The 22,532-nt window shown below is 69.5% G+C and carries 22 protein-coding genes; 14 read left to right on the top strand and 8 right to left on the bottom strand.

Annotated features, from left to right (window positions below):
* Window positions 1–2: 2 nt before the first annotated feature.
* Window positions 3–752, bottom strand: a complete 750-nt coding sequence (locus tag AC3WOH_RS00565) for a hypothetical protein (protein WP_492227470.1) — start codon at window positions 750–752, stop codon at window positions 3–5.
* Between the two features lie 136 nt (window positions 753–888).
* On the bottom strand, window positions 889–2,313 hold the full coding sequence (locus AC3WOH_RS00560; protein WP_492227469.1) for an FAD-binding oxidoreductase: 1,425 nt from the start codon (window positions 2,311–2,313) through the stop codon (window positions 889–891).
* 196 nt (window positions 2,314–2,509) lie between these two features.
* Between AC3WOH_RS00560 and AC3WOH_RS00555 the strand changes: the two genes are divergently transcribed.
* The 5 genes from AC3WOH_RS00555 to AC3WOH_RS00535 all read left to right on the top strand — a co-directional run bounded on the left by AC3WOH_RS00555 (window position 2,510) and on the right by AC3WOH_RS00535 (window position 6,290).
* Complete coding sequence (locus tag AC3WOH_RS00555; protein ID WP_492227468.1) at window positions 2,510–3,298, top strand: GntR family transcriptional regulator; 789 nt, start codon at window positions 2,510–2,512, stop codon at window positions 3,296–3,298.
* The gene (locus AC3WOH_RS00550) at window positions 3,295–4,113 is read left to right on the top strand and encodes a transporter substrate-binding domain-containing protein (RefSeq protein WP_492227467.1); all 819 of its coding nucleotides are present in this window, start codon (window positions 3,295–3,297) and stop codon (window positions 4,111–4,113) included. The genes AC3WOH_RS00555 and AC3WOH_RS00550 overlap by 4 nt, the downstream gene beginning before the upstream one ends.
* 72 nt (window positions 4,114–4,185) lie before the next feature.
* Window positions 4,186–4,860, top strand: a complete 675-nt coding sequence (locus AC3WOH_RS00545; protein WP_492227466.1) for an amino acid ABC transporter permease — start codon at window positions 4,186–4,188, stop codon at window positions 4,858–4,860.
* A gap of 1 nt (window position 4,861) precedes the next feature.
* Window positions 4,862–5,515: an amino acid ABC transporter permease gene (locus tag AC3WOH_RS00540; RefSeq protein WP_492227465.1), complete on the top strand. Its 654-nt coding sequence runs from the start codon at window positions 4,862–4,864 to the stop codon at window positions 5,513–5,515.
* Window positions 5,499–6,290 (top strand): amino acid ABC transporter ATP-binding protein, encoded by a 792-nt coding sequence (locus AC3WOH_RS00535; protein ID WP_492227464.1) that lies wholly within the window; start codon window positions 5,499–5,501, stop codon window positions 6,288–6,290. The genes AC3WOH_RS00540 and AC3WOH_RS00535 overlap by 17 nt, the downstream gene beginning before the upstream one ends.
* An 88-nt stretch (window positions 6,291–6,378) precedes the next feature.
* On the opposite strand, the gene AC3WOH_RS00530 is transcribed toward AC3WOH_RS00535, so the two are convergent.
* The gene (locus AC3WOH_RS00530; protein ID WP_492227463.1) at window positions 6,379–6,846 is read right to left on the bottom strand and encodes an EF-hand domain-containing protein; all 468 of its coding nucleotides are present in this window, start codon (window positions 6,844–6,846) and stop codon (window positions 6,379–6,381) included.
* Between the two features lie 276 nt (window positions 6,847–7,122).
* On the opposite strand from AC3WOH_RS00530, the gene AC3WOH_RS00525 reads away from it, so the two are divergent.
* Both AC3WOH_RS00525 and AC3WOH_RS00520 read left to right on the top strand, forming a co-directional pair.
* Window positions 7,123–7,572 (top strand): hypothetical protein, encoded by a 450-nt coding sequence (locus AC3WOH_RS00525; RefSeq protein ID WP_492227462.1) that lies wholly within the window; start codon window positions 7,123–7,125, stop codon window positions 7,570–7,572.
* A gap of 233 nt (window positions 7,573–7,805) precedes the next feature.
* Window positions 7,806–8,378, top strand: coding sequence for a cob(I)yrinic acid a,c-diamide adenosyltransferase (locus tag AC3WOH_RS00520; RefSeq protein ID WP_492227461.1), 573 nt, complete (start codon window positions 7,806–7,808; stop codon window positions 8,376–8,378).
* A gap of 21 nt (window positions 8,379–8,399) precedes the next feature.
* Here AC3WOH_RS00520 and AC3WOH_RS00515 read toward each other — a convergent pair whose 3' ends face one another.
* From AC3WOH_RS00515 to AC3WOH_RS00500, 4 genes are all read right to left on the bottom strand, one after another.
* Window positions 8,400–9,188, bottom strand: a complete 789-nt coding sequence (locus AC3WOH_RS00515; protein ID WP_492227460.1) for a GntR family transcriptional regulator — start codon at window positions 9,186–9,188, stop codon at window positions 8,400–8,402.
* Window positions 9,189–9,261: 73 nt separating this feature from the next.
* Window positions 9,262–10,497 carry an amidase gene (locus AC3WOH_RS00510; RefSeq protein ID WP_492227459.1) on the bottom strand — a complete coding sequence of 412 codons (1,236 nt, stop codon included), beginning with the start codon at window positions 10,495–10,497 and terminating at the stop codon, window positions 9,262–9,264.
* 14 nt (window positions 10,498–10,511) lie between these two features.
* Complete coding sequence (locus AC3WOH_RS00505) at window positions 10,512–11,423, bottom strand: polysaccharide deacetylase family protein (RefSeq protein WP_492227458.1); 912 nt, start codon at window positions 11,421–11,423, stop codon at window positions 10,512–10,514.
* Window positions 11,420–11,863 carry a nuclear transport factor 2 family protein gene (locus AC3WOH_RS00500; protein WP_492227457.1) on the bottom strand — a complete coding sequence of 148 codons (444 nt, stop codon included), beginning with the start codon at window positions 11,861–11,863 and terminating at the stop codon, window positions 11,420–11,422. Before AC3WOH_RS00500 ends, AC3WOH_RS00505 begins: the two co-directional genes overlap by 4 nt.
* A gap of 252 nt (window positions 11,864–12,115) precedes the next feature.
* Here AC3WOH_RS00500 and AC3WOH_RS00495 point away from each other — a divergent pair, with 252 nt between their 5' ends.
* The 5 genes from AC3WOH_RS00495 (at window position 12,116) to AC3WOH_RS00475 (ending at window position 18,835) form a co-directional block, all read left to right on the top strand.
* Window positions 12,116–13,306: an ABC transporter substrate-binding protein gene (locus AC3WOH_RS00495; RefSeq protein ID WP_492227456.1), complete on the top strand. Its 1,191-nt coding sequence runs from the start codon at window positions 12,116–12,118 to the stop codon at window positions 13,304–13,306.
* A gap of 79 nt (window positions 13,307–13,385) precedes the next feature.
* Window positions 13,386–14,264 carry a branched-chain amino acid ABC transporter permease gene (locus tag AC3WOH_RS00490; protein WP_492227455.1) on the top strand — a complete coding sequence of 293 codons (879 nt, stop codon included), beginning with the start codon at window positions 13,386–13,388 and terminating at the stop codon, window positions 14,262–14,264.
* A 68-nt stretch (window positions 14,265–14,332) separates the two neighbouring features.
* A complete protein-coding gene (locus AC3WOH_RS00485) occupies window positions 14,333–16,822 on the top strand; it encodes a branched-chain amino acid ABC transporter ATP-binding protein/permease (protein ID WP_492227969.1) in 2,490 nt (829 codons plus the stop codon).
* 1 nt (window position 16,823) lies between these two features.
* Window positions 16,824–17,216, top strand: coding sequence for an oxalurate catabolism protein HpxZ (gene hpxZ / locus AC3WOH_RS00480; RefSeq protein ID WP_492227454.1), 393 nt, complete (start codon window positions 16,824–16,826; stop codon window positions 17,214–17,216).
* A 29-nt stretch (window positions 17,217–17,245) separates the two neighbouring features.
* Window positions 17,246–18,835, top strand: a complete 1,590-nt coding sequence (locus AC3WOH_RS00475; protein WP_492227453.1) for a gamma-glutamyltransferase family protein — start codon at window positions 17,246–17,248, stop codon at window positions 18,833–18,835.
* Here the strand turns inward: AC3WOH_RS00475 and AC3WOH_RS00470 are convergent.
* Window positions 18,832–19,737, bottom strand: a complete 906-nt coding sequence (locus AC3WOH_RS00470) for a LysR family transcriptional regulator (RefSeq protein WP_492227452.1) — start codon at window positions 19,735–19,737, stop codon at window positions 18,832–18,834. The two genes, AC3WOH_RS00475 and AC3WOH_RS00470, sit on opposite strands and share 4 nt — an antisense overlap.
* A 118-nt stretch (window positions 19,738–19,855) precedes the next feature.
* On the opposite strand from AC3WOH_RS00470, the gene AC3WOH_RS00465 reads away from it, so the two are divergent.
* Entirely contained in the window at window positions 19,856–21,472 is a 1,617-nt protein-coding gene (locus tag AC3WOH_RS00465) for an FAD-dependent monooxygenase (RefSeq protein WP_492227451.1), read from the top strand.
* A gap of 53 nt (window positions 21,473–21,525) precedes the next feature.
* Window positions 21,526–22,497, top strand: coding sequence for a Bug family tripartite tricarboxylate transporter substrate binding protein (locus AC3WOH_RS00460; protein ID WP_492227450.1), 972 nt, complete (start codon window positions 21,526–21,528; stop codon window positions 22,495–22,497).
* Window positions 22,498–22,532: the final 35 nt, after the last annotated feature.

Genomic DNA, 22,532 nt, shown 5'->3' with positions numbered 1-22,532 from the left:
GGTTAGCAGGGCGAAACGCTGCCGCCTGCGCTGCTGAGCAGGTGGGCCGTCACCTGTGCGTGGTTGAACAGCAGGTCGCACAGCCATGCATAGACCAGCCCAATATAGCCCAGCAGCGCCCAGCCCACATAGTCGCCAAAGACGATGGTGTGCAGCCAGTTCTGCCCGAACAGGTAGAACCCGCTGGCGGCCAGGGTGGCCAGCAGCAGGGTGGCCGCGGCCGGCAACAGCTGCAGGCGGGCGGCAGGGCGGTGCAGGGCGGCCACGCCCAGCAAGGCGAAGGCCAGTGCATTGGCACCGCTGAAGATGCGCAGCTCGCGCTGCAGCTGGTCGGCGGTGTCCAGGTACTGGCTGCGGATCAGCGCTGCGAGCTGGGCCTGCATCTGCTGCAGGGTGCCCAGGCGCAACTCCGTGCCTTCGCGGTAGCGTTTGCGGCACTCGCATTCGGGCACGCCCATCTGGGCCGCGATGGCGGCGATGCGCGCGGGCAGGCCCTCGGTGAGGGCGCGGCGCGCTGCGGCGATCTCGCGCTCATGGTCCCGCAGCAGGGCGCGGGCCCGGCCGTCGAGGAAGTTGGCGTCCAGCGCCGCGATCTTCTCGCTGGTCTTGTGTTCGATCTGCTGGCGGATCAGCTCCCGGGCCTGGTGTTCCACCCAGGTCGGTTTGGCCACGGACAGCAGCAGCAGGGCGCCGAAGAACAGGCCGCCCATCAGGGCGATGGCCAGAACCAAGGGGCGGATGAAGGTGTGCATGGGCGGGGCGAAGCAAGAGGCCGGGGATGGGCCACGATACGCCAGCCCGGGCGCAACGCAAGCCACGCCCTGCACGATTGCGTGACTTATGCCCGCAAACCGGGCCGCGTCGGCAGGCGCTGCCCGGCGGCAGCGTTCACAGCGCGAAGATCTTGCCCGGGTTCAGGATGTTCTTCGGGTCCAGCGCGCGCTTGATGGCGCGCATCATGTCCACCGCGCCGGCGCCGGTCTCGTCGAGCAGAAAGCCCATCTTGTGCAGGCCCACGCCGTGCTCGCCCGTGCAGGTGCCGCCCAGCGCCAGGGCGCGCGCCACCAGCTTGTGGTTCAGGTCTTCGGCGGTCACGCGCTCCTCGGGGATGTTCGGGTCCAGCAGGTAGCCGAAGTGGAAGTTGCCGTCGCCCACATGGCCCACGAGGAAGTAGGGGATGCCGCTCGCGTCCGCTTCGGCGACCGAGTCGAGCAGGCAGTCCGCCAGGCGGCTGATGGGCACGCAGGTGTCGGTGCTGATGGCGCGGCAGCCCGGGCGGCTCTGCACCGCCGCGAAATAGGCGTTGTGCCGCGCGGTCCACAGGCGCGTGCGCTCCTCGGGCGTGCTGGCCCATTCGAAGGCATTGCCGCCGAACTCGCTGGCGATCTCCTGCACGGTCTCGGCCTGTTCCTTCACGCTCAAGGGCGAGCCGTGGAACTCCATGAGCAGCATGGGCTCTTCGCGCAGGCCGAGCTTGCTGTGCGCATTGACCATGCGCACGGTGTTGTGGTCGATCAGCTCCACGCGCGCGATCGGCACGCCGAGCTGGATGGTCTGGATGGTGGTGCGAACGGCCGCCTCGATGCTCGGGAACGAGCAGATCGCGGCCGACACCGCCTCGGGCAGCGGGTACAGGCGCACGGTGATCTGGGTCATGATGCCGAGCGTGCCCTCGCTGCCCACCATCAGGCGCGTGAGGTCGTAGCCCGCGCTGCTCTTCTTGGCGCGCGTGCCGGTGTGGATGACCTCGCCGCTGGCCGTCACCACCTCCAGCGCCAGCACGTTCTCGCGCATGGTGCCGTAGCGCACGGCATTGGTGCCGCTGGCGCGCGTGGCGCTCATGCCGCCGATGCTGGCGTCCGCTCCGGGGTCGATGGGGAAGAACAGGCCCGTGTCCTTGATCGCATCGTTGAGCGCCTTGCGCGTGATGCCGGGTTGCACCGTCACCGTGAGGTCTTCGGCATCGATGCTGAGCACCTGGTTCATGCGCGCCACGTCGATGCTGATGCCGCCCTGCACGGCCAGCAGGTGGCCCTCGAGCGAGGAGCCTGCGCCGTAGGGGATCACCGGCACTTCGTACTGGGCGGCCAGCTTCACGGCGTCGGCCACGTCCTGGGTGCTCTCGGCAAACACCACAGCCGAGGGCGGCGGTGCCTGCAGCGAGCCCTCGTCGCGGCCATGCTGCTCGCGCACGGCCTGGGCCGTGGAGCACTGCGCGCCAAAGCGTGCCTGCAGGGCCTCGATCAGCGCCTGGGGCACCTCGCGCAGGTGGATTTCGGGCAGCAGGTGCGAGGCGGCGGTGGGGGCGTTCATGGCGTGTCTCCGTGCGGTATCTGGTGTGGATTCATTTTAGGGCGCCCCGCCCAAACGCGGGGCGGCCTGTGGATAACCCGACTGCGGTGTGCGCCAGCGTAGTGCAGCGATTGCTGCTTGCGCATCCCATTGGTGCGCCAAGCTGGTGCATTTTGCTTGTATACCAGTTGGCACGGAAGCTGCAAAGGTGGTGGCAATGACCTCCGCCACCGACATCAGCAACCGCATCATCGAAGCCGTGATGGCCCAGAAGCTCGCGCCCGGCTCGCGCCTGGGCGAGCAGCAGCTGGCCATGCTGTTCGACTGCAGCCGCACCATCGTGCGCGAGGCGCTCACGCGGCTGTCCACGCGCGGCATCGTCACCGTGAGCGCGCGCCGCGGCTGGTATGTGATCGAGCCGTCCGAGGACGAGGCGCGCGAGGCCTTCGAGGCCCGCCGCGTGATCGAACTCGGCCTGCTGCACCAGCTCAAGTCGGTGGACAAGGCGGCCGTGCGCCAGCTCAAGAACCACCTGCAGCGCGAGAAGGCGGCGCTGGCCGGCACCGATGTGGGTGCGCGCAGCTTTTTGCTGGGCGACTTCCACGTCTGCCTGGCCGAGTGCCTGGGCAACAGCCTGCTGGCCGACACGCTGCGCGACTTCACGGCGCGCACCACGCTGATCGCCATGCTCTACCAGTCTTCGCACGACGCGGCGCAGTCCTGCGCCGACCATGTGCGCATCGTCGAAGCGCTCGAAGCCGGCGACATCGCCCGCGCTGAGGCGCTCATGTCCGAACACATCGGCACCGTGCAGGACGCGCTGCGCCTGCAGGCCGCCCACGACCCGCTGGCCGAGCTGCGCGATGCGCTGGCCCCGGTGCGCAAGAGCGCCGCGGCCCCCGACGCCCCGGCCAAGGCCCGCACAGCCCGCGGCAAGACCGCGGCCAAGAAGCCTGTTTCCACCCCGCCCGACGACACATCCCCCTACCTAGGAGCCCTGCTATGACCCCCCGCGCCGTCTCTACCCACCGCCGTACCACCCTGGGCCTGCTGGCCGCTGCCGGGCTGTCGGCCGCCGCCTTCCTGGCCCCCGCCGCGCATGCCCAGAACGCGCTGGACAACATCCTCAAGGCCAAGGAAATCAAGATCGCCATCCCCACCGACTACCCGCCCTACGGTTTTGTCGGCACCGACCTCAAGCCCCAGGGCCTGGACGTGGAAATGGCCAACTACATCGGAGCCAAGCTGGGCGTGAAGGTCGAGCTGATCCCCGTGACCAGCGCCAACCGCATCCCCTACCTGCAGACGCAGAAGGCCGATCTGGTGATCTCCACCCTGGGCAAGAACCCCGAGCGCGAGAAGGTGATCGACTTCACCGCCGCCTATGCGCCCTTCTTCCAGGCCGTGTTTGCCAGCAAGAGCCTGTCGATCAAGAGCTTTGCCGATCTGGCCGGCAAGTCGGTGGCCGTGACGCGCGGCGCCATGGAAGACCAGGAACTGGCCAAGGTTGCGCCCGCCGGCGTGGACGTCAAGCGCTTCGAAGACCATGCGGGCAGCATCTCGGCCTTCGTCTCGGGCCAGACGCAGGCGATTGCCACCAGCGCATCGACGGCCGGCACCATCATGGTCAAGAACCCCAACCTGGCCACCGAATACAAGCTGCTGCTCAAGGACAGCCCCAACTTCATCGGCGTGGCCAAGGGCGAGGACAAGCTGCGCACGCGCGTGAACGAGATCATTGCCGACGCCAAGAAGTCCGGTGACATCGACAAGCTGTCGAGCAAGTGGCTGGGCCGTCCCGCCGGCGATCTCCCCCAGTAAGTCACCACCTCCCCGTCCCCTTCCTCCCTGCACAGGCCTGCCGCGCGATGAGCGCGGCGGGGTAGGCACACCATGCTGATCCAACTGGATTTCTCTGCCGTGTTCTCGCAGTGGCCCCTGCTGCTGCGTGGCGTGGCCTGGACGATAGGGCTCACCATCGTGGGCACCGTGCTCGGTCTGCTGCTGGGCACGGCCTGCGCCTGGGCCCGGGCGCGCAACCTGGGCCCGCGCCCAGCGGCACTGCGCTGGGCCGTGGCCTCGTACGTGGAGCTGGTGCGCAACACGCCCTTCATCGTGCAGCTGTTCTTCATCTTCTTCGGGCTGCCGGCGCTGGGGCTCAAGCTCACGCCCGAAGTGGCGTCGGTGCTGGCCATGGTGATCAACCTCGGGGCCTACTCGGCCGAGATCATCCGCGCCGGCATCGAGGCCACGCCGCGCGGCCAGGTCGAGGCTGCCGCCAGCCTGGCCCTCACGCCCGGCCAGACCTTCCGCCGCGTGGTGCTGCCGCCGGCGCTGCTCAAGGTGTGGCCGGCCATGGTGAGCCAGGTCATCATCGTCATGCTGGGCTCGGCCGTGTGCGGCCAGATCTCCACGCCCGAGCTGAGCTATGCGGCCAACCTGATCTCGAGCAACACCTTCCGCGCGTTCGAGGCCTTCATCGTGGCCACCCTCGTGTACCTGGCCTTGTCCATGCTGACGCGGCGCCTGCTGGTGTGGGTGGGTGCGCGCTTTCTGGTCGGGAGGTAATGTGGTCGAGTTCTCCATCTGGGACATCCTGCGCAACCTGCTGGGCGCCGCGCGCTGGACGGTGAGCCTGTCGCTCATCGCCTTCATCGGCGGCGGCCTGGTGGGCATGGCGCTGCTGGTGCTGCGCCTGTCCAAGGTGCGCGGCGCGCAGCGCGCCATCAGCGCCTACGTGCAGGTCTTCCAGGGCACGCCGCTCCTGATGCAGCTGTTCCTGGCCTATTTCGGCATCGCGCTGTTCGGCATCAAGACCTCGCCCTGGACCGCGGCGGCCTTTGCGCTCACGCTCTACACCAGTGCCTACCTCACCGAGATCTGGCGCGGCTGTGTGGAGGCCATCCCCAAGGGCCAGTGGGAGGCGGCGCAAAGCCTGGCGCTCAACTTCCGCGAGCAACTGCGCCACGTGGTGCTGCCGCAGGCGCTGCGCATCGCCGTGCCGCCCACGGTGGGCTTTCTGGTGCAGGTGATCAAGGGCACGGCCCTGGCTTCGGTGATCGGCTTCGTGGAGCTGACCAAGGCCGGCAGCATGATCTCCAACGCCACCTACAAGCCCTTCCTGGTCTACGCCTGCGTGGCCCTTCTGTACTTTGCGCTGTGCTTCCCGGTGAGCCTGGTGGCGCAATCCCTTGAAAGGAAACTCCATGGCAACCGCCACTGACACCCTGGGCACTGCAGTGCCCCCCGACGCCGTGCCGGGCCGCCCCATCGTGGACATCACGGCGCTGCGCAAGTCCTATGGCACGAACGAGGTGCTCAAGGGCATCGATCTCAAGGTGCAGCGCGGCGAGGTGATCGCCATCATCGGCAAGAGCGGCTCGGGCAAGAGCACGCTGCTGCGCTGCGTGAACGGGCTGGAGGTGTTCCAGGAGGGCGCGCTCAGCGTCAACGGCCAGAAGCTCCTGCACGAAAGCCCGACCGCCATGCGCACGCTGCGCCAGCAGGTGGGCATGATCTTCCAGAATTTCAACCTGTTCCCGCACCTCTCCGTGGGCCGCAACATCATGCTGGCGCCCACGCTGGTCAAGGCGCGCGATGCCAAGGCCGCGGCCGAGCAGGCGCGCCAGCTGCTCACGCGCGTGGGCCTGGCCGAGAAGTTCGATGCCATGCCCGACCAGCTCTCGGGTGGCCAGCAACAGCGCGTGGCCATTGCCCGCGCCCTGGCCATGGAGCCGCAGGTGCTGCTGTGCGACGAAATCACCTCGGCGCTGGACCCCGAGCTCGTGGGCGAGGTGCTGCGCGTGGTCGAATCGCTCGCGCTCGAAGGCATGACACTGATGATGGTCACGCACGAGATGGCGTTCGCGCGCAAGGTCAGCGACCGCGTGATCTTCATGCACCAGGGCCGTGTGCACGAAAGCGGTACGCCCGCCGAACTCTTCGGCAGCCCGAAGACGCCCGAGCTGCAGCAGTTCCTGTCGTCCTTGCACGACTGACCGAAGAACCCGGCCACCACGAAAAAGGCACGCCGCAGCGTGCCTTGGGAAGGGAAGAAGCAAAAGGAAAGCGCAAAGGGCGCGTTGGTCAGGACTTGGTGGCCAGGGCGAATTCCTCCAGCGACAGGAACTTGTCCTTGTTGCGGTCCAGGGCCTCGAACTTTTCACTGATCGCGGGCAGCATCACGGCCTCCTGCGGGCTCAGCTGGCCGTCGCGGTTGGTGTCCGCGCGGGCAAAGGCGGCACCGGCCTGCGAGTTCTGCACCTGCTGGGTGGTGTTGGCCGTGCCGCCGAACTGCGGTGCCAGCGCGGGCGATGGGGTCGTTGCGCTGTGGGGAATGGGCGGGGTCACGCCCCCGCTCGGTGCCGCCGTCCGGGCATTGCTGTTGGCCGGTGCGGTCAGGGGCGGATTGGACTGTGCGGTCTGGGCATGGGCCGAAGACACTGCGGTGAAACCCCCGATGGAAAGCACCGCAAACAGCAGGGCACTGCTGGCATCGAAGGGATGGGCGGCCTTGAGCGGTTTGGAGGTGTTCAGGGTCGTTGGGGTCTTCATGGGTGGTGTGCTCCAAAGTTGAACAGGTCGCCATTGCACCGCAGGCAGCCTTTGGGGGCCAGCCATTTTGCCTGCTGTTGCCTGGGCCTACATTTGCCTGCCCGGTGTAACGCCTGGTGAGTGTGGTTTCCTGAAGTGGGACACGGTGTTACGTGCCGCGCTTGAAGTCCCACGCAAGGGCCTGCGCACGTCCTACAGCCTCGGCGCAGGGCGGGTTGAACAATGGCACCAGAGCTTCAAGGCTCTTGCTTTTCCAACCATCTCAAAGGACTCCCAATGACCACCAAGCACACCCTCCTCGCTTCCCTGGCTGCCATCGCCTGCAGCGCTGCACTGGCCCAGGCCCCTGTCGGCGTGGGCAAGACCCCGGCCGAAGTGGCACCTTCCGCATCGGGCGGCGCGGCAGCGGCCACGGCCCAGGACAAGGTCGACAACCGCAAGGCCCACTCGGCCGCTGCCGTGGCCAACCCCGCCGCCGGCATGGGCAAGACCGCAGCAGCGCCGGAGATCGACGCCACGGCGGCCGGCCGCAAGGCAGCCGCCAATGCCGAGAAGAAGACCAACGCCCGCCTGATGGACGCCAACGGCGACGGCATGGTGTCGCGCGCCGAATGGGACCGCTACCATGCCGATGCCTGGTCCAGCATGCAGTCCAGCGCCAAGAACGGCCTGGTTTCCACCGCCGAGATCGATGCGGCCAACCGCCGCGCCACGGCCGTGCACTGACCGCCGCCATGGCGGCCTCTGAACCTGGCGGCGCAGGCGCTGGCCCGCGCCGCCAGCCCCCAACGGCGGATGGCGCACAGCCTCCGCCGTTTTTCTTGGTGCAAGCCCCTTGGCCGAACCGGTGCCGACGGCAGGGTTGCGCCCGATGCGGGACAATGCGGCCCACACCATCCCTTTCCCCGCACCCGCTCGGCGCGCCAGAGCCGGGCACGCCGCACCGGAGACCTGCCGCCATGGGCAACCGACTCACCGCCATCACCACCCGCACCGGCGACGCCGGCACCACCGGCCTGGGCAACGACCAGCGCGTGTCCAAGAACAGCACGCGCGTCCACGCCATGGGCGATGTGGACGAACTCAATTCCCACATCGGCCTGCTGCTGTGCGAGACCTTGCCCGACGACGTGCGCACGCTGCTGGTACAGATCCAGCACCAGCTGTTCAACCTGGGCGGCGAGCTGTCCATTCCGGGCTACGAGCTGCTCAAGCCCGAAGCCGTGCTGCAGCTCGATGAAGCGCTGGCGCACTACAACGCCGCGTTGCCGCGGCTGCAGGAGTTCATCCTGCCCGCGGGCACGCGCGCGGCAGCGCAGGCCCATGTGTGCCGCACCGTGGCACGGCGTGCCGAACGCGTGGTGGTGGGGCTGGGCAGTGAAGAGGCCTTGAACGACGCCCCGCGCCAGTACCTCAACCGCCTGTCGGACCTGATGTTCGTGCTGGCGCGTGTGCTCAACCGCATGGATGGCGGCGACGGCGTCTATTGGCAAAGCGAGCGCTTGGCTCGGTCGCAAGCCGCCGACAACTGACAAGGGGCCTTGGCGGTAGCGTCAGGCCATGCCCAGCATGCGCGCCAGGTTGTTGTCGCTGCGCTCCTGCTGCAGCGTGATGCTGTGCTCCAGCGCGAGCAGATGGGCCTCCATCTCACGCGCGGCGCCTTCGGCGTCGCCCTGGGCGATGAGGTCCACCACGCGCGCATGCTCCTCGTGCTCGCACGAGGCCTTTCCGGGCGGCTCGTAGAGCGCCACGATCAGCGAGCAGCGCGAGACCAGTTCCATCAGGTAGCGCTGCAGCACCGGGTTGCGCGACAGCTCCGCCAGGTGCAGGTGGAAGGCGCTGGCCAGGCGCGCCCACGCGGGCTGGGTGAAGCGGTGCATGGCCTCGTGCTCGGCGGCCAGCTGGCGGCGCAGGGAGGCGATGTCCTCGGGTGTTGCGTGGCGCGTGGCCAGGCGCACGATGGCGCCTTCGAGCGCGCGGCGCGCCTCGAAGACCTGGCGTGTCTCCTCGGGCGTGGGTTCGGCCACGATGGCGCCGCGGTTGGGGCGCAGCTCCACGATGTGGTCGTGCGCCAGCGCCTGCAGCACCTTGCGCACGGTGGCGCGGCGCACATCGAACAGCTCGCACAACGAGGCCTCGGGCAGCTTGGTGCCCGGCGTCAGGCGCTGGGTCATCACGCTCTCGTAGACCGTGTTGTAGATGCGTGTTTCCACATCGTCGCCCGTGCGCAGGCCTGGCAGGCCGGGCAGGTCGCTTTCCTGCAGCGGCGCAGCGGGTTTGGCAGAGGGGAGGGGGGCCCGCGCTGGCTTGGCGCTGGCGCGGGGAGTTGTCTTGGTGGCCATGGTGTTCGCCCGGAACGCCTGCTGTCGGTCGTCGCGCGGTCCGGCGGATGTTGTTGCCCCCATTGTCGCGCCTTCAGCGTGCGCCGTCCTGCAGTCCCTGCCAGGTGCGCCAGGCCTGCACGGCCAGGCGCACCAGGGCCAGGTCGCTGCCGGCCGGGCCGATCAGCGACACCCCCGCCGGCAGGCCGCCGGCCGTGGCCAGCGGCAGGCTGACCTGGGGCAGCCCGGCCAGGCCGGCAATGCAGCAGATGCGCAGGGTGCGCGCGCGGATGGCGTCGATCTGCGCACCGTCCGCGCTGCGCAAGGGGGCCACGCTGGCAGCCGAGGGCACGATGAGCACCGTGCCTGCTTTCACCAGGGCCCGCACCTGGGCGCGTGCGGCCAGGCCCGCGTTGAACGCGTCGTCCGCGGCGTCGGCCGTGACCTCTGAGGCGGCCTGCCAGCGGCTGGCAATCGCCTCGTCGAAGCCGGGTGCGTGCTGTGTGATCCAGCGGCCATGGGCGTGCCAGGCCTCGTAGGCGCCCCAGGCCACGTAGTGGCGGCGCCAGTTCTCCAGCGAACTGCCCTGGGCTGCCGTGGCCGTGGCCCATCCCTGGGGCAGCAGCGTGGCGAGCACTTCGGCCACCTGGGGCAGCAGGGCGGCCACCTCCGCATCGGCCTCGGCGGCCGCGTCCTGCAGCAGCAGGGCGCGCGTGGCCGAAAATGGGGTGGCGGGCAGCAGTGCCTGGGCCACGCGCTCGAAGGTGGCCGCATCGTGGGCGAACCAGGTCGCGGTGTCGAAGCTCTCGTGCAGCGGAACCAGCCCCGCGCGCGAGACCAGGCCATGGGTGGTGCGCAGGCCCCACACGCCGCAGTAGCTGGCCGGCACGCGGGTGGAGCCACCCGTGTCCGTGCCCAGCGCAAAGTCCACCAGGCGCGCGGCCACGGCCGCAACCGAACCGCTCGACGAGCCGCCCGGGATGCGCTCGGGCGCAGCGCTGTTGAGCGGCATGCCGTAGTGCCGGTTGTTGCCGTGGATGCTGTAGGCCAGCTCGTCGGTGATGACCTTGCCGCACAGCGTGGCCCCGGCGTCGAGCACCTGCTGCACCAGTGCGCTGTGCTGGGTGGGCACGGGGTGGCTGGCCAGCCAGGCGGGGTTGCCCGCGCCGGTGGGGTGGCCGGCCACGTCGAACACATCCTTGGCGGCAAAGCGCAGGCCGGCCAGCGGGCCTGCCGGGGCGCCATCCAGGGTGAAGTGCCCGTGCGGCACCCAGGCCTGCACGGTGTCGATGAAGGGAAGCCCGGGGCGGGCAAGGGTGGGGTTCTGCATGGGCGGTGGACGGGTCAGAGGGGGAACAGGGCGTCCACGTGCGCGCAGAGGGCGCCGGGCGTGGTGAACCAGATGGCGCCGGCATCGCGTGCGCGGGCCACGTGCTCCAGCGCCCGGCGCAGGTGGCGCAAGCGGTAGGGCTGGCCCACCAGGTAGGGGTGCAAGGCAATGCCCATGACCAGTGGCTGGGTGGCGGATTGCTGCAACATCTCGTCGAAATTGTCGACAATCATCTGCGCGAAATCCTTGCCGTCGAGCTGGCGCGCAATGATCATGGGAATGTCGTTGAGCTCCTGCGGGTAGGGCACGGACCACACGCGCTGGCCGCTGCGCGTGCGCATCGGCACGGGCTGGTCGTCGTGCGCCCAGTTCAGGGTGTAGCGGTAGCCGGCCTCGGCCAGCAGGTCGGGCGTGGTCGGGCTCTCCGAGATCCAGGGCGAGAGCCAGCCTGCGGGCACCGTGCCGCTCTCGGCCGCGATGCGTTCGCGGCAGGCGGCCAGCAGCGCGGCCTCCTCGGCCTCTGCGAAGTCGCCCTGGCGCTCGGAATTGGTGTGGCCATGGCCGATCAGCTCGTCACCGCGCGCCGCGCAGGCTGCCAGCAACTCGGGGCAATGGTCGTACAGGGCCGTGTTCAGGATGCAGCCGGCCGGCAAGGCCAACTGGTCGAACAGTTCCAGGCAGCGCCAGGCGCCCACGCGGTTGCCGTACTCGCGCCAGCTGTAGTTGAGCACATCGGGTTCGGGCGAGGCCGGGCCGATGCGTGCGCCCAGCCCGCCGCCAAAGGCGAAATGCTCCAGGTTGAAGCCCAGGTACACGGCCAGGCGCGCGCCGTTCGGCCAGGTGTAGTCCGGCCGGCGGGTGATGGGGCTGTAATCGAAGCGGCCATGCGTGGGCAGCGGGCCATCGCCATAGATGCTGGTGATCATGCGCCGGCCTCCGGTGTGGTCCAGGGTGCGGCCAGGCCGGCGCGCACCAGCAGCCACTCGGCGCTGTCGTTCCACACGTCCATCTGCACGATCAGGCCGCGGCGCAGCACGTAGCGGTCCACATAGCGGTTGCCCTCGAAAGGCGTGCCGTCGGGCCAGGCGCCGTACAGCGTGCCGGTGTTGTAGACCACGGCCTCCTCGTGCGTGGCGCCGGCCACCACGTCGGTGCTCTCAAACTTCTTTTTTACCCAGGCGTAGCGCGTGGCGTTGAAGGCGCTGCATTCGGCGGGCTGGCGCATGGGGCGCCCGCCCGTGAAACGGATGGCCAGGCCAGGCGCCACAAAGCGGCTGGCGGCCACGGGGTCCGGAACCATCACCAGGCGCAGGAATTCTTCGACGATGGCGCCGGCGTCCTGGCCGGGAGGGGTGGCGTGCTGCATGTTGGTGCTCCTGATTGCACCGCTTGGGTGCGCAATGCTGCGAATTGGGGCAAAACGGCGGAAATGCCGGCATGCTTTGTTTGTCAGCAAAGCATGTGCCAGATTGTCGACAATTAAATATTGAACAAGTTGCCAATGAATATGAGTATTTGTTGACATTGGCACGGTGCTTGCTGGTGGCAGCGGTGTGGCGGTGAGAACCCGCCTTCGATCCATTCCCTTCGTCCACCCGCAACCGCAGGAGAACCCGCCATGCCATTCCCCACCACCCGCCGCCGCTTCGCCGTGGCCACGCTTGCCACCGCTGCCGCCTGGGCCGCCCTGGGCGTTGCCCATGCGGCCGAGCCGATCAAGGTTGGCCTGGTCACGGCCCTGTCGGGCCAGTCCGCACTGGCGGGCGACGCCATCACGCGTGGCCTGACCATCGCCATCGAGGAGATCAATGCCAAGGGCGGTCTGCTGGGCGGCCGCAAGCTCGAACTGGTGCGCCGCGACGATGAGGCCAACCCCGCCAAGGGCGTGACGGCCGCGCGCGAGCTGATCTACAAGGAAAAGGTGGCCGTGCTCTTCGGTGGGCTCGACACGCCGGTCTCCATCGCCATCGTGCAGCTGGCCAACCAGGAGAAGGTGCCGTTCATGGGCCCCTGGGCCGCAGGCACACCGGTGACCAAGAACGGCGCCAAGCCCAACTTCGCGTTCCGCGTCTCGGCCGTGGACGAGATCGTCGACCGCGGCATGCTGGCCTATGCGCAAAAGACCTTCAACGCCAAGAACCCCGGCATGATCCTGGTGAACAACCCCTGGGGCGAATCCAATGAGAAGGGCCTGACCGCAGCGCTCACTGCCAAGGGCATGAAGGCCGCCGGCATCGAGAAGTTCGGCGACAGCGATGTGGACGTGGTGCCCCAGCTCACGCGCCTGAAGGCCGCGGGTGCCGATGCGCTGTTCCTGGTGGGCAACGTGGGCCCCTCGGCGCAGGTGGTCAAGTCGCTGGACCGCATGGGTTGGCAGGTGCCCATCGTCTCGCACTGGGGCCCTGCGGGCGGCCGCTTCACCGAACTGGCCGGCCCCAACGCCAAGAACGTGCACTTCGTGCAGACCTACAGCTTCTTCGGCAAGCAGGGCCCGGTGGGCGAGAAGGTGGTGGCCGCGCTCAAGGCCAAGTACCCTGACATCAAGGGCCCCGACAACATCACCCCCGCCGTGGGCGTGGCCAATGCCTACGACGCCATGCAGCTCGCCGCCCTGGCCATCGCCCAGGCCGGCAGCACCGAAGGCGACGCCGTGCGCCAGGGCTTCTACAAGATCGGCAAGTACGAGGGCCTGATCAAGGGCTATGACAAACCCTTCAACGAAGCCAACCACGATGCGCTGAGCGAGAACGACTACGTTTGGGCGCAGTTCATCGGCAACCGCATCCTGCCCGTCGGCCTCGAAAAGTAAGCCCTGCACGCCGCGCGATCCCGCGCCTTGCGTGGCGCGGGATCTTTCCTGCTTCTCCCCTTCTTCTTCGATCACCACGATGCTCTTTCTCTCCGCCCTCATCAGCGGCATCGGCCTGGGCAGCATGTACGGGCTCATGGCCCTGGGCTTTCACGTCACCTTCGTGGTCTCCGGCACGGTGAACTTCGCCCAGGGCAGTTCCATGATGCTGGGCGCCGTGCTCACCTATGGCTTCGCCATGGTGCTGGGCTGGCCCATGGCCTTGGCCGTGTTGCTGGCGCTGCTGCTGTGCGCGCTCTATGGCCTGGCCGTGGAGTTCTTCGCCGTGCGGCCGTTCGCACGCCGCAACTCGGACGCCTGGCTCATGGCCACGGTGGCGCTGGGCATCGTGGTCGACAACCTGGCCATGTTCACCTTCGGCAAGGAGCCGCGCAGCCTGCCCTCGCCGCTGGCCCAGGCGCCGATGACGCTGGGCGACATCGGCCTGGGCGTGTACCCGCTGCAGCTGCTGATCCCGGCCATCGGCCTGGTGCTGGCCGCCGTGCTGCATTTCGTGGCGCGGCGCACGCGCTGGGGCACGGCCATGCTGGCCGTGGTGCAGAACCGCGATGCCGCGCGGCTCATGGGCATTCCCATCGGGCGCGTGGTGGCGGCGGCCTTTGCGCTGTCGGCGGTGTTTGCGGGCATTGCGGGCGTGCTCATCGCGCCCCTGGTGAACGTGCAGTCCGACATGGGCACGCTGTTCGGCCTCAAGGCCTTTGCGGTCGCCATCCTGGGCGGTATCGGCAGCGCCTGGGGCGTGATGGCCGCGGGGCTGATCTTCGGCGTGGCCGAGGCGCTGATCACCTCCACGCTGGGCTCGGGCTATACGCAGATCCTCACTTTCTCGCTCGTCATCGTGGCGCTGGCCGTGCGCCCCAACGGGCTGTTCGGGCGTGCCCTGGTGCGCAAGGTATGACGACGACGACCTCCTTCCCCATGCACAAGAAAGCCTTTTCTCCCCTTTCGTCCGCGCGCGGGCTGGCCATGCCCGTGCTGCTGGCCCTCACCGCCCTGGGGGTGGCCGTGGGCCTGGCGTTGGCCACACAGGTCAATGGCTACTACGTGTTCGTGCTGGCCAATGTGGCGCTGCTGGCGCTCGTGGGCATCGGCCTGAACGTGCTGCTGGGCCTGTCGGGCCAGGTGTCCTTCGGGCATGTGGGCTTCTACGCCATCGGCGCGTATGCGGTGGCCATTCTCACCACCAAGGCGGGTTGGAGCTTCTGGGCGGCGTGGCCCGTCGCGGCCGCTCTGGCTGGCGCCATGGGCGCGCTGCTCGCCTTGCCGGCATTGCGCGTCAAGGGCCCGTATCTCGCCATGGTGACCATTGCCTTCGGCCTGATCGTGGAGCACAGCGCGGTGGAGATGCGCGACCTCACGGGCGGGCAGAACGGCATCATGGGCATTGCCGCGCCGGCGCTGGGCATCGACGCTCTGCGTGGCGAGCGGGCCATTGCGGTGCTGGCCATCGTGGCGGCGGCGGTCGCGCTGCTGGCCTTTGTGCGCCTGTCGCGCGGGGCCTGGGGCGCAGCGCTGCGCGCGGTGCGCGATTCCGAGACGGCGGCCGAGTCCATCGGCCTGAACCCGCTGGTGGTCAAGACCATGGCCTTTGCCGTGTCGGCCCTGCTCGCGGGGCTGGCGGGCGGGCTGTATGCGCCGCTGTCGGGCTTCGTCACGCCGCACAGCTTTTCCTTTCTGCAGTCCATTCTGTTCGTGCTGGTGGTGATGATCGGCGGCGCGGGCAGCATCGCCGGGCCGCTGGTGGGCGCGGTCATCGTGGGCCTGCTGCCCGAGCTGCTCTCCAGCCTGGAGGAATACCGGCTGCTGTTCTTCGGCGCACTGCTGCTGGTGGTGCTGTGGGTGGCACCGCAGGGCCTGGTTGGGCTGCTGGCGCGCCTGCGCCGCACGGCGCCCGATGCGGCACAAGCCGCTGTGCAAGGCGATGCCTTGCCCCCACTGAAGCCGGCAGAGGCCCGTGCGCTAAGCGCGCAAGGCCTGTCCATGGTGTTCGGCGGCGTGCGCGCCGTGAGCGAGCTGTCCTTCGCCGTGCGGCCCGGTGCCGTCACCAGCCTGATCGGCCCCAACGGCGCGGGCAAGAGCACGGTGCTCAACATGCTGAGCGGCTTCTACACCCCCACCGCTGGCGGTTCGCTGCTGGGCAGCGAGCCATTGCAGGGCCGGGGCGCCTGGCGCATCGCGCGGGCCGGTGTGGCGCGCAGCTACCAGACCTCGCAGCTCTTCGGCTCGCTCAGCGTGCTCGACAACGTGGCCCTGGCACTGGCGCGCGGCACCCTGGGCCCGCTGCTGGGCGATGGCCGCGTGTGCTCGCCCGGCGCGCGGGACGAGGCGCGGGCCCTGCTCGCCTGGTGCGGCTACCGGGGCGCCGTGCAGGTGCCTGCGGCCGACCTGGCGCATGTGGACCGGCGCCTGGTCGAGATCGCGCGCGCCCTGGCCATGCGGCCCCAGGTGCTGCTGCTCGACGAACCCGCCGCAGGCCTGTCCACCGAGGACAAGGACCAGCTCTCCGCGCTGCTGCGCCGCATTGCCGAGCAGGGCGTGGGCGTGCTGCTGGTGGAGCACGACATGGCACTCGTCATGGGCCTGTCGGACCATGTGGTGGTGATGGAGTCGGGCCGCCACCTGGCCGAGGGCACGCCGACCGAGGTGCAGGCCCACCCCGCCGTGCGCAAGGCCTACCTGGGCGAAGGCGCGGGTGGCGCTGTGGCCGTGCATGCCGCCGCCGACCGTGGCCTGCCCACCGATGCGCCCGAGGTGCTGGGCGTGGGCCGGCTCACCACCGGCTATGGTGCCGAGCCCGTGCTGCACGCGGTGGACCTGCGCGTGCGCCAGGGCGAGATGGTGGCACTGCTGGGCGCCAACGGCGCCGGCAAGTCCACGCTGATGCGCACGCTGGCCGGCCTGCACCGGCCGGTGGAGGGCGGGATCCACCTGCAGGGCGTGGAACTGGGCGCACTGCGCGCCGAGCAGATCGTGGCGCGCGGCCTGGTGCTGGTGCCCGAGGGGCGCCAGGTCTTCCCCGAGCTCTCGGTGCTCGACAACATCCGCCTGGGCGCCTTTCTCCACCCCGAGGGCCGCGAGGTGCGCGTGGAAGAAATGCTGCAGCGCTTTCCGCGCCTGCGCGAGCGCCTGCACCAGCGCGCCGGCCTGCTCTCGGGCGGCGAGCAGCAGATGCTGGCCATCGCCCGCGCCCTCATGAGCCGCCCGCGCGTGCTGCTGCTCGACGAGCCCTCGCTGGGCCTGGCGCCCAAGGTCATCGAGGAGCTGTTCGCCTCGCTGGCGCGCCTGCGCGATGAATCCATGACCCTGGTGCTGGTGGACCAGATGGCGGCACTGGCCCTGTCGCTGGCCGACCGGGCCTATGTGCTCGAAGGCGGCCGCGTGGTGGCCCAGGGCACAGCGGCCGAGATTGCGGCCAACGACGCCCTGACCCGGGCCTACCTCGGCGGTGGACATTGACATGAACGACGACACAACGACCATCAACCTGCCCGATGTCCTCGCCGAGGTCACGGCCGCATTTGCCCGCTACGAGCATGCCCTGGTCCACAACGAGGTGGATGTGCTCGACGCGCTGTTCTTCCACAGCCCGCACACCGTGCGCTACGGCGCCACGGAATGCCTCTACGGCATCGATGCGATCCGCGCCTTCCGCAGCGGCCGATCGCCCGCAGGGCTGGCGCGCACGCTGCGCAACACCTGCATCACGACCTACGGGCGCGACTTCGCCACTGCCAGCACCGAGTTCGCGCGCGAGGGCAGCGCCCGCACGGGCCGCCAGCAGCAGACCTGGGTGCGCATGCCCGGCCAGGGCTGGTGCGTGGTCGCGGCGCATGTCTCACTGATGGACTAGCATCTTTCCCGATAACCGGAGACTTTTCGATGTTGCACAGCCTGCAAAGCCGCGGTGGCATGGTCACCGCCCCCCACCACCTGGCCGCACAGGCCGGCGCCGCCGTGCTGCGCGAGGGTGGCAATGCGGTCGAGGCCATGGTCGCGGCAGCCGCTGCCATAGCGGTGGTCTACCCGCACATGAACGGCCTGGGCGGCGACGGCTTCTGGCTCATCCACCGGCCGGGCGCGGCGGCCCCGGTGGCGGTGCGCGCTTGCGGTGGCGCGGCCCGGGCGGCCGATGCCGCCTTCTACCAGGCGCATGGCGATGCGGCCATTCCCACGCGCGGGCCACGTGCAGCGCTCACCGTGGCCGGTGCCATCGGTGGCTGGGCCGAGGCGCTGGAGGTGGCCCGGGCCTGGGGCGGCAAGCCGCTGCCGCTGGCGCGCCTGCTGGAGGACGCGATCCGCCATGCGCGCGAGGGCGTGCCCATCACCACTTCGCAGGTCGAACTGACCCGCGCCAAGTGGGCTGAGCTCGAACATGTGCCCGGCTTTGCCGCCGCCTTTGCGCCGGAGGGCCAGCCGCACCGCGGCGACACCCTGCGCCAGCCGCGCACCGCGGCCACCTTGCAGCGCCTGGCCGAGGCCGGGCTGCACGACTTCTACCGCGGCGATCTGGCGCGCAGCATGGCGCGCGACCTGCAGGCCCTGGGCAGCCCGTTGGCGCTGGTCGATCTGGATGGCTGGCATGCCGCGCGGGTGGCACCGCTGTCGGTGCAGCTGTCGGCCGGCCGCGTGTTCAACCAGCCCCCGCCCACGCAGGGCGTGTCGTCGCTGGCCATCCTGGGCCTGTTCGACCGCCTGGGCGTGGGCCAGGCCGAGGGCTTTGCCCATGTGCACGGCCTGGTGGAATCCACCAAGCGCGCCTTTGCCTGGCGCAACCGGCATGTGGGTGACCCGGCGTACATGCGCGCCGACCCGGCTGCCTTCCTGCAGGCCGCGTCACTGGACGCCGAGGCCGCGCGCATCGACAAGCAGCGTGCCGCGCCCTGGCCCGAACCCACCGAGCCCGGCGACACGGTGTGGATGGGAGCTGCCGATGCACACGGCAATGTCGTCAGCTACATCCAGAGCATCTACTGGGAGTTCGGCAGCGGCATCGTGCTGCCCGAGACCGGCCTGCACTGGCAGAACCGCGGTGCCTCGTTCACGCTGGGGGCGGGGCCCAACCAGCTGGCGCCCGGGCGCCTGCCGTTCCACACCCTCAACCCTGCGCTGGCCCACCTCAAGGATGGGCGCGTGCTGGCCTACGGCACCATGGGTGGCGAGGGCCAGCCGCAGACCCAGGCGGCGGTGTTCACGCGCCATGTGCTGTTCGGGCAGGACCTGCAGGCCGCCGTTACGGCGCCGCGCTGGCTGCTGGGCCGTACCTGGGGCGACCAGTCCACCAACCTCAAGCTCGAATCGCGCGCGGCCCCGGCCCTGGTGGACGCCCTGCGTGCCGCCGGCCACGATGTGCAGGTGGTCGGTGCCTTCGAGGACATGATGGGCCATGCCGGGGCGGTGGCATTCCACCCCGATGGCCGCATCGAAGGCGCCACCGACCCGCGCGCCGACGGGGTCTGCGCCGCCGTTTAGGCGCCCGGCGGTGCCACCAGGTGGTGCGCCTCGCGGCGCAGCATGTCGCAAAAATACTCCGCCGCGGGTGTCAGCGGCATGCCGCTGCGGGCCACCAGGCAGATCGGCGGCGCGGGGATCAGCTCGCGCACCGGGATCTGCTGCACCATGCCGAACAGGGGCGACTGCGTCCACTGGATCGGCAGCATCATGAGCAGGTCCGAATAGACCATGGAGGTGAGAAAGGTCAGGGTGGAGTGCGAGCTCATCACCAGGCGGGGTGGGGGCAGGCCATGCTGCTGGAAGAGCGGGCCGATCTCCTCCTCGGCCTTGTAGGTCACGGAGCTGGTGATCCATTCCGCATCGGTCAGGTCCTTGAGCGAGCGCGCCCTCGCCAGCGGATGCCCCTTGCGGCCGACGACGACGCGCGTGTTGTCGAACAGCTTTTCCACCACCAGGCCGGCCGCCGTGTCGGCGGGCGCGGGCCCCACATAGAAGTCCAGGCTGCCGTCGAACAGCCGGCCTTCCACGCGCGGGTACACCGCGTCCATGATGTCCAGTTTGACGTCGGCATAGCGCTGGCGGAAGGCACGCAGCGCCCCGGGGTACAGCGCCAGGTGCGGCACGCTGGACATGGCGATGGCCAGGCGGCCGTGCATCTGGCCGCGCATCTGCTCGATCTCCTCGCGCGCGCGGCGCACGTCCTCCACCACCGACTTGGCCCGGCGCAGAAAGACCTCGCCCATGGGCGTGAGGGCCACGCCCCGGCTGCCGCGCTCGAACAACGGCACGCCGAGGTCCTTTTCCAGCTCCTGGATGCTGTGGCTCAGGGCCGCCTGGGCGCTGCCCAACTGGCGCGCCGCGCCACGCAGGCTGCCACGCTCGGCCACGGCCAGGAAATCGCGCAGGGCATTGAATTTCATAGGCGGGTTTGGTGATCGTAAATTTCGATCAGTCAGCGCATTTTGCCGTCTTTCGCGACCACGGGCCACTGCCTACGATCGCCCCCATGTCCTTGATGCCGATCCAGAAAAAGTCCCCATGAAATCCGTTCAGGTCCTCATCGTAGGCGCCGGCCCCGTCGGCTTGGCGCTGGCCATAGAGCTCGGCCACCGCGGCATCCGCTGCCTGCTGGTGGAGCGCAACGACCGCGTGGGCTATGCCCCGCGCGCCAAGACGACGAATGTACGCACCCGCGAGCACCTGCGCCGCTGGGGCATTGCCGACCAGTTGCGCGCCGCCTCGCCGCTGGGCATGCACTACCCGTCCAACGTGGTTTTCGTGACCCGCCTGGCAGGGCCGGAGCTGACCCGCTTCGAGAACGCCATGTACTGCGCCCCGGGGCGCAACCCGCTGTACTCCGAGCACGCGCAGTGGATCCCGCAGTACACGGTGGAGGAGGTGCTGCGCGCCCACGCCCAGTCGCTGCCGACGGTGGAGCTGCGCTTCAACTGCGAACTCGGCGGCTTCGCGCAGGACGAAGTGGGTGTGGAGGTGCATCTGCATGACCGCGCCGATGAGACCGACTTCTGCGTGCGTGCCGACTACCTGGTGGGGGCCGACGGTGCACGCAGCAAGGTGCGCGAGCTCATCGGTGCGCGCATGGAGGGCACCTACGGCCTCTCGCGCAACTACAACATCGTGTTCCGCGCCCCGGGCCTGGCCCAGGCCCACCGCCATGGCCCGGCCATCATGTACTGGCAGGTCAACAACGAGCTGCCCAGCCTCATCGGCCCCATGGACCGGGGCGATACCTGGTTCTTCATGCCCACGCGGGTACCCGAAGGCGTGAAGCTGTCCGACCTGGACGCCGCAGCCATGATCCGCCAGGCCACCGGCCTGGACCTGCCCTGCGAGGTGCTGAGCAGCGATGAGTGGGTGGCCAGCCGCCTGATCGCCGACCGCTACGCGGACCGGCGCGTGTTCCTGGCCGGCGATGCCTGCCACCTGCACCCGCCGTTTGGCGGCTACGGCATGAACATGGGCGTGGCCGACGGCGTCGACCTGGGCTGGAAGCTCGCCGCCCGGCTGCAGGGCTGGGGTGGCGATGCCCTGCTGGCCAGCTACGAGGCCGAGCGCCGTCCCGTGCACGAGTGGGTGATGGCCGAGGCCGAGGCCAACCACGCCGTGCTGGGCAACCAGCTGTCCGCTGCCGGGGTAGAGGACGACACGCCCGAGGGCGAGCGCCTGCGCGCAGAGATCGGCGTGCGCATCCAGGCCACGAAGATGCGCGAGTTCGCCACGCTGGGCGTGGTGCTGGGCTACCGCTACGAGGACTCGCCGGTCACCGTGCCCGATGGCACGGCACCGCCCGCCCGGGACTTCATCAACTATGTGCCCACGTCGCGCCCGGGCAGCCTGGCGCCGCACGCCTGGCTGCACGATGGCAGCTCGCTCTATGACCTGTTCGGTACCGGCTTCACCCTGCTGGCCGCAGCGCAGGCCGACCGCGTGGATCTGGACCGCATCCGCGCGCAGTGCGCAGCGGCCGGCGTGCCGATTGAGGTGCTGCAGTGCGAGGAGGGCGGCGTCGCCAGCCTCTACCCGGCACGCTACACCCTGATCCGCCCGGACCAGCATGTGGCCTGGCGCGGCGACGCCTGGCCCGAAGATGGCCGTGGCTTGCTGGAGCGCGTGACCGGGCGTGCCCCGGGGTAGCAGCCATCCAAGAATTCCACCAGGTCAGACATCAAAAACAACGGAGACAAGACATGCCAACCATCACCCGCCGCACCGCCGGCCTTCTGGCCCTGGCGGCCCCCTTCGCCGCGTGGGCCCAGCCCGCGCCGGGCCTGCCTGTGCGCATCACCACGGTGTTTCCCACCGGCAGCGGCCCGGATGTGGTGGCCCGCATCGTGGGCGAGAAGCTGCAGGTCCGCTGGGGGCGGGCCGTGGTCATCGACGCCAAGCCCGGCGGCGCCGGCATGGTGGCCATCAACGGCGTGAAGGGCGCAGCCGCCAACGGCAGCGAACTGGTGGTGGTCGATGTGGGCAACATGTCCATCAACCCCCTCATCTTCAAGCGGCTCTCCTACGACCCCGACAAGGACCTGGTGCCGGTCGCCCTGCTGTACAAGACGGCGTTCTTCGTCGCCGTGGGCGCCAACAGTCCCTACAGAAGCGTGCAGGAACTGATGGTCGCCGCCGCCGACAAGCGCAAGCAGCTGACCTATGGCTCCAATGCCGTGGGCGGGCCGATCCACCTGGCCTCCGAGCGCCTGGCGCATGCTGCCGGCGTGGAGATGGTGCACGTGCCCTTCAAGGAGACCAGCCAGCTCTACACCGCGGTGGCCACGGGCGAGGTGGACTGGGCCTTCGGCTCCATCGCCACGGCGGGTCCGCTGGTGCGCGGCGGCAAGCTGCGCCTGCTGGCCGTGGCCGACAGCGCGAAGTCGCCGGCCATGCCCGAGGTGCCCACGCTGGAGAGCGCGGGCGGCCCCAAGGGCCTGTACGCCTCCACCTGGGTGGCCCTCATGGCCCCGCGCGGCACGCCCGCTGCGACGGCCGCAGACGTCAACAAGGCCGTGAACGAAGCACTGGCCCTGCCCGACGTGCGCGAAAAGTTCGCCACCTTCGGCTTCGTGCCCCACCCCGGCCCGGCGCAGCAGGTGGCGGACCTCATGCAGGAAGACCGCGCGCGCTATGCCGAGGTGGTCAAGCGCGTGAAGGTGTCCATCGACTGACGCAGGCCCGCGGCGCAGCTTCGGTGCCGCTGTCC

The organism is Acidovorax sp. FW305-C-20-28, from assembly GCF_058783375.1.
Note: the sequence above shows the minus strand (reverse complement) of the source record. Positions and strands in the feature narration are given on the sequence as shown.